7 protein-coding genes are annotated in these 6,437 nt (G+C 68.6%); 5 read left to right on the top strand and 2 right to left on the bottom strand.

The window, feature by feature from the left end; translation table 11 throughout:
- Nucleotides 1-471, top strand: a 471-nt coding sequence (locus tag G3N98_RS37690) for a hypothetical protein (RefSeq protein ID WP_206150962.1), incomplete at its 5' end; no start/stop codon positions are given.
- Between the two features lie 246 nt (nucleotides 472-717).
- Here the strand turns inward: G3N98_RS37690 and G3N98_RS37685 are convergent.
- Nucleotides 718-1,638 carry a pyridoxal-phosphate dependent enzyme gene (locus tag G3N98_RS37685; protein ID WP_206150961.1) on the bottom strand — a complete coding sequence of 307 codons (921 nt, stop codon included), beginning with the start codon at nucleotides 1,636-1,638 and terminating at the stop codon, nucleotides 718-720.
- Between the two features lie 161 nt (nucleotides 1,639-1,799).
- Between G3N98_RS37685 and G3N98_RS37680 the strand changes: the two genes are divergently transcribed.
- Both G3N98_RS37680 and G3N98_RS37675 read left to right on the top strand, forming a co-directional pair.
- Nucleotides 1,800-2,720 carry a LysR family transcriptional regulator gene (locus G3N98_RS37680; RefSeq protein WP_206150960.1) on the top strand — a complete coding sequence of 307 codons (921 nt, stop codon included), beginning with the start codon at nucleotides 1,800-1,802 and terminating at the stop codon, nucleotides 2,718-2,720.
- Between the two features lie 740 nt (nucleotides 2,721-3,460).
- A complete protein-coding gene (locus G3N98_RS37675; RefSeq protein ID WP_206150959.1) occupies nucleotides 3,461-4,666 on the top strand; it encodes an MFS transporter in 1,206 nt (401 codons plus the stop codon).
- Between the two features lie 173 nt (nucleotides 4,667-4,839).
- Here the strand turns inward: G3N98_RS37675 and G3N98_RS37670 are convergent, their stop codons facing one another.
- Nucleotides 4,840-5,139 (bottom strand): hypothetical protein, encoded by a 300-nt coding sequence (locus G3N98_RS37670; protein WP_206150958.1) that lies wholly within the window; start codon nucleotides 5,137-5,139, stop codon nucleotides 4,840-4,842.
- Between the two features lie 109 nt (nucleotides 5,140-5,248).
- Here G3N98_RS37670 and G3N98_RS37665 point away from each other — a divergent pair, with 109 nt between their 5' ends.
- Together G3N98_RS37665 and G3N98_RS37660 are read left to right on the top strand one after the other, a co-directional pair.
- Complete coding sequence (locus tag G3N98_RS37665) at nucleotides 5,249-5,746, top strand: spore coat U domain-containing protein (protein ID WP_089424972.1); 498 nt, start codon at nucleotides 5,249-5,251, stop codon at nucleotides 5,744-5,746.
- Between the two features lie 15 nt (nucleotides 5,747-5,761).
- Nucleotides 5,762-6,437, top strand: a 676-nt coding sequence (locus tag G3N98_RS37660; protein WP_206150957.1) for a molecular chaperone, incomplete at its 3' end; no start/stop codon positions are given.

Here is a 6,437-nt window from a genome sequence, read left to right as displayed (position 1 = left end):
GCCGGCGGCAATGCGGGCTGCCGCGCCGGTGGCGGCGTCGGGTGCGGGGTCGGTATCGGCTTCGGGTGGAGCGCCTGCAGCGGCCGCGTCGTCGACGCCCGCTCCGGCGTCCGGATCGGCATCCGCGCCGGTTTCGGCTTCCGCGCCCGCATCCGCTTCCGGCCCGGCATCGTCGCCCGCCGCTTCGGCACCGGCCGCTGCAACACCGACACCGGTCGCACCGGCGCCGGCACCCACCGCCTCGGCTCCCGTATCGGCATCGGCGCCGTCGAGCGCATCGCCCACGCCTGCCGCCGCCAACCCCGTCGCCTCGTCCGCACCGTCCGGCGCGAGCGCACCGGCCGCACACTGACCGGCCGTCCGTATCGTCGCGCCGGGCTCTATCCGGCGCCGCGCGACGATACGCGCACTTCTCCCTCATTCATCACGGGAATCTCCGCGCCGCCGGCTGCATACCCGTTGTGTCACTGACGTTGCTTCGATGCTTCGCGACGGTGTATGCGCAGCCGATGCCGACGTTCGCCGGGATCGGCTGCCGTCCGGCCGTCATCCGACAGGCCAGCCAGCGCCGGCTGCCCCGCCTTCTGCATCGCCGCACGCAGCGTCTGCATCGGCTCGACGGTCGCCGTCACGTCACCGCAGACGATCGCAGAGAGATCCGTCGTCGACCACCATCCGGCCGTCCCACGACAAACCGGCCAGCGCCGGCCGCCCCGCCTACCGCAACGTCGCACGCAGCGTCTGCATCTGCTCGACGGTCGCCGTCACGCCGCCGCAGACGATCACGGCGATCTCCTTCGCCGACGCGAGCCCGGCCACCGGCCGCTCGAGCGCGGCCAGCGCGGCGCCGCACGCGGGCTCGACGACGATCCGGTGTTCGTCGAGGAATCGTAGCGACGCGCCCACCGCCTCGGCATCGGACACGACGACCGGGTGAATTTCGTGTCGCGCGGCCCATTCGACCGCCGCCTCGCACGGCCGCTTCGCGCCGAGCGACGTCGCGATGCTCGTGATCGCCGGCAATTCGACCACCTGCCCCTGCGCGAGCGAGCGCGCATAGCAGTCGGCGCCTTCCGTTTCGGCCGCGACCACCGGCACGTCGTGCCAGCCGTTGCGGGCCAGCCCTTCGAGCACGCCGCACAGCAGCCCGCCGCCGCCGACCGCGAGCACGATCGCGTCGGGCTTCGGGCCGGCCGCCGCCATCTCGTCGATCATCGTCGCGTGGCCCTGCCACAGCACGCGATCGTCGAACGGATGCACGAACGCATCATGCTCGCCGAGCGCCGACTGCGCGAACGCATTCGCCTCGGCCCAGCTCGCCCCGTGCACGACGAGCTCGGCGCCCTCGACGCGGATCAGCTCGCGCGCACGAGCCGACGCGCTTTCCGGTACGACGACGAGCACCGGCACGCCGAGCTCGCGGCCGCAATACGCGACCGCGATGCCCGCGTTGCCGCCCGACGACGACACGAAGCGCCGCGCGCCGGCCGCGTGCCGCGCTTCGCAGACGGCGCCGATGCCGCGCAGCTTGAACGAGCCCGACGGCTGCAGCGCATCGAGCTTCAGCCGGATAGTCCTGCCGAGCCGGCGGGATGCGATTGGCGAGCAAAGATAAGGGGTCGGGATATGAAGCGGCATGAGGGACCAATGGGAACGGAGGGAACGGGGGAACGCACGCGACGTGCGACGGCGAGCGGCAATGACGGTCATCGTACGGCACGCCTCCCATGCTTTCCAATACCATCGAATGGCGTTTGCTATGCTCCACAGGTATATCGATAAACCTGAAGGGATGCCGCATGCGCCAGATCGAATTGCGTCACCTGCGCTACTTCGTGGCCGTCGCGCAAGCCGGCAGCGTGATGGCCGGCGCCCGCGCGGCCGGCATCGTCCAGCCCGCGCTGTCGCGACAGATCCGCGAACTCGAGGACGCGGTCGGCACGCCGCTGCTGGTGCGCCGCGCAACGGGCGTCACGCTCACGGCGGCCGGCGCCAGCTTCCTGCAGGACGCGACCGGCCTGCTCGCGACGCTGCAGGACAGTCGTGAGCGCGCGCTGCGCAGCGCGGCCGGCCAGCTGGGCGAGCTGCGGCTCGGTGCGTTGCCGAACTGCCTGCCGCTGCCCGTCGTCGGCACCGTCCTCAAGGCGTTTCGCGACGCGTGCCCGGACGTGAAGCTGTCGATCGCGCCGATGCTGTCGGCCGAACAGGCGAATGCGCTGATGCGCGGCCAGCTCGACGGCGGCATCATGGCGTGGCGTCAGGACGAGGCGCCGCACCTGTCGGGCGTGCGGCTGCTGAGCGACCGCTTCGTGCTCGCGATGCCCGCGCCGCCGGGCGGACGCTTCACCGCGCCGCGCACGCTGGCCGACGTCGCGAACGAACCGTTCGTCTGGTTCGACGCGCAGCGCTCCGCCGCGCACCACCGGTTCCTGATGGCGCAGTGCCAGCAGGCCGGCTTCACGCCGCGCATCGCGCAGGTGGGCAGCGACATTCCGACCTTGATCGGCCTCGTCGCGGCCGGGATGGGCTGTGCATTCGTGCCGGAAAGCGCGTCGCCGACCTGCCCGCACACGGTCCGGCTCGTCGCGCTCGACGAACTCGCGCGCCGCTTCGACATCGAGTTCGTGTTCGACGGTGCGGCCGTGCCCCCGTCGCCCGTCGTCGCGCGGTTTCTCGAAGCCGTGCGTGATGCGACCGGCGAAGCGAGCGAAGCGGGCTGAGCGGGCTGAATGCGCAACAGATGCGGCGAACTCACCCGGCACTTGAGCGACCCGATTCGCGATGCCGAATGACGGGCGCAATCCCCTCCCGCCCAACCGTCGCTTCGACTGCCGAAACACGCTAAACAACCGCATCTTTTTTGCGCAAATTCTTTCAAAACAATGACGCCGGACGCCGCAGCACCGGTGTTTTTAAATTGACACCAAAAACGGCCGTTTAACGTCGCTTCGAATTGTCATGGTCCGAAATATACTGCGCGCGCATCCAACCCTCGTGCCAAAGAGAGGATGCGTTTCCGCCCCGGTCACGGTCCCCCTGTGATCGGGGCTTTTTTTGGCCGCGGGCCTTGTCTGCAAAGGGTTTTCGGCGACGATGCGAGATTCGCCCGGCGTGATGCCGGCCGCCTGAGCGGCCCGTCCGATCCGCGCGGCCACCCATCGCCGGGCAGTCCGTGGACGGCTTCCCGCTCATCCGCGGGAGCGACCGTCAGCCCGCGTCGAAGCGACGATGGATCGTGATCTCCCGGCCTGAAGCCGCATGCGGCACTTTACAAATATCTTTCACAAAAACATCGCTTTCACCCCCTCCACCGCCGGGCTTCAGGCGCTCGCTGCATTGTTGACATGAAATCAAGATAATTTCGTCCGTACCCGGCTTTTTCCGCAAAAGTCATGCAGGCACACTTCACCCTGTCCTCAACGGCCCGTGCCGTTGTCCCTCGACTACAGGAGCCCATCGCGTGAAGACCACGACTCCCTCTCCTTCCCGCCCGGGCGGCAGCGCCGCGCTGCCGCTGCTGGCACTCGCCGCCGGTGCATTCGGCATCGGCACGACCGAGTTCTCGCCGATGGGCCTGCTGCCCGTGATCGCCGACGGCGTGCACGTGTCGATTCCGCAAGCCGGCATGCTGATCAGCGCCTATGCGATCGGCGTGATGGTCGGCGCGCCGCTGATGACGCTGCTGCTCGCGCGCTGGTCGCGCCGCTCGGCGCTGATCGCGCTGATGTCGATCTTCACGATCGGCAACCTGCTGTCGGCGTTCGCGCCGGACTACACGACGCTGCTGCTCGCCCGCCTCGTGACGAGCCTCAACCATGGCGCCTTCTTCGGACTGGGCTCGGTGGTCGCGGCCAGCCTCGTGCCGCGCGAGAAGCAGGCCAGCGCGGTCGCGACGATGTTCATGGGGCTCACGATCGCGAACGTCGGCGGCGTGCCGGCCGCGACCTGGCTCGGCCAGATCATCGGCTGGCGCATGTCGTTCGCGGCGACCGCGGGCCTCGGCCTGGTTGCGATCGCCGGGCTGTTCGCCGCGTTGCCGAAAGGCGAAGCCGGCAAGATGCCCGACCTGCGCGCCGAACTCTCGGTGCTGACGCGCCCCGTCGTGCTCGGCGCGCTCGGGACGACCGTGCTCGGCGCCGGCGCGATGTTCACGCTCTACACGTATGTCGCGCCGACGCTCGAACACCTGACCGGCGCGACGCCCGGCTTCGTGACCGCGATGCTGGTGCTGATCGGCGTCGGCTTCTCGATCGGCAACATCGCGGGCGGGCGCCTCGCCGACCGCTCGCTCGACGGCACACTGATCGGGTTCCTGCTGTTGCTGATCGCGACGATGGCCGCGTTCCCGGTGCTCGCCCGCACGCATGCGGGCGCCGCCGTCACGCTGCTCGTGTGGGGTGTCGCGACGTTCGCGGTCGTGCCGCCGCTGCAGATGCGCGTGATGCGGGCAGCCCACGAAGCGCCGGGCCTCGCATCGGCGGTCAACATCGGCGCGTTCAACCTCGGCAATGCACTCGGCGCGGCGGCCGGCGGCGCGGCGCTCTCGGCGGGCTTCGGCTATGCGGCCGTGCCGCTCGTCGGCGGATTGATCGCCGCGGCCGGGCTCGCCCTCGTCTTCGTGCAGATCGCGCAGCAGCGCCGCGCACCGGCCGCCGCGAATTCGTAATCGCGACACGTCGCGCCGGTCGTGCGCGACGGGCCGCCGCACGTGGGGCGAACACACTCACGGCCGCGCAATGCGGCTGTCTTCGTTTTCACTCGTCAATGCCGATTCACCGATTCGCCAATCAGAAAAATCGGGAAATTCGGCACATCTTGCATCGCTGCAAATCCGAATCATTAACGGAAAACTGAAAACGATCCAATCCGCCTGAACGATTCATCGCCTGCCTCTTTCGCATCACCGGGCATTTCAGTCAGCCATTCCACATCGGCCGTTTCAATCCACTGCGTCAATCGGAAAAATCGATTCGCACCCCGCCACAACCGCGAAGCTATTGCCGCATCGCAGGAAAATCTTTCGCTCGCGCCGCACGAGAGAAAATCGAAAACCGTAATGTTTTCCGGCTTTATTCCATCGACTCCCGGCTTTACTGTAACAAAATGAAACAGCTCGAACATTGCGATTGAAAGACTCATCAATTCGTATCAGCATTCGCAATGCCGTGGCATGCGAAGCGCGGCATAAATCCAATGAAAAACCGCTCGATGAGGGATCCGTGTGAAAGTCGCCATCGCTTCCACGACATTGTCGCTCGCGCTGTCAATCGGCCTGTCGACACCTGCCGCCGACGCCGCCACTTATTCGAACGGCACTGCGACCGCCACCTTCAACGTCACGCTGACACTGCAGCCGAACTGCACGATCGCCGCGAACCCGCTGGCCTTCGGCACCAATGGGGTGCTGGCCACGGCAATCAATCAGCAGACGACCGTCAGCGTCACCTGTACCAACACGACGCCGTACAACGTCGGCCTCGACGCGGGCTCGGTCACGGGTTCGAGCGTCGCGAGCCGCCTGATGGCCGGCACGTCGACCGGCAACACGACGACGACCGTCGGCTTCCAGCTCTACCAGGACGCCGGGCGCACGACGATCTGGGGCAACACGCAAGGCACGAACACCGTGGCCGGCACCGGCACGGGCGCCGCGCAGGCGTTGACCGTCTACGGCCAGGTGCCCGCGCAGGCGACGCCGAAGCCGGACACCTATCAGACGACCGTCACCGCAACCGTCTACTTCTGACCGGCGCAGCAACGCATGACCGCATTACGTCGAACGCTCGCCGCGCTGCTGTGCGCGGCCGGCACCGCGCACGCCGCGTCGCTGCAGATTTCCCCCGTCACGATCGAATTCGGCACCGACGACACGGCCACCGGCATCACGCTGCGCAATCCGGGCGAGCGCCCGGTGTACGGGCAGGTGCGCGTGTTCCGCTGGGACCAGGCCGACGGCCAGGACACGCTGACGCCCACCCAGGATCTGGTCGCGAGCCCGCCGCTGATCGAGGTCGGCATGCAGTCCGAGCAGCTGATCCGCGTCGTGCGCGCGTCGCGCACGCCTTCCGGCATCGAGCAGAGCTACCGGCTGCTGATCGACGAACTGCCGCAGCCCGGCGAAGCGCCGACCAACGGCGTGTCGATCCGGCTGCGCTATTCGATTCCGGTGTTCGTCGAGCCCGCGGCCAACGGCGCGCCGCAGCTCGACTGGGCGCTGCTGCGCAGCAACGGCGGCTGGATGCTGCGGGTGCGCAACGGCGGCGCGCGCCGCGCGCAGCTCGCGTCGGTCGAGCTCGTGACCGGCGACGGCCACGCGTACCCGCTCACGCGCGGGTTGCTCGGCTACGCGCTCGCGGGCCGCACGGGCCAGTGGAGCGTGCCGCTGCCGGCCGGCGTCACGCTCGGCGGCAAGGTCACGGTGCGGGCGGCCGGCAGTA

Origin of the sequence: Burkholderia sp. Tr-20390 (assembly GCF_017104595.1) — a bacterium.
Classification (GTDB): domain Bacteria; phylum Pseudomonadota; class Gammaproteobacteria; order Burkholderiales; family Burkholderiaceae; genus Burkholderia.
Note: the sequence above shows the minus strand (reverse complement) of the source record. Positions and strands in the feature narration are given on the sequence as shown.

Excerpts from the sequence above, each read along its gene's own strand:
- G3N98_RS37670 (WP_206150958.1), bottom strand. The coding sequence starts at position 5,139 with ATGAGTCTTTCAATCGCAATGTTCGAGCTGTTTCATTTTGTTACAGTA.
- G3N98_RS37680 (WP_206150960.1), top strand. The coding sequence starts at position 1,800 with ATGCGCCAGATCGAATTGCGTCACCTGCGCTACTTCGTGGCCGTCGCG.
- G3N98_RS37685 (WP_206150961.1), bottom strand. The coding sequence starts at position 1,638 with ATGCCGCTTCATATCCCGACCCCTTATCTTTGCTCGCCAATCGCATCC.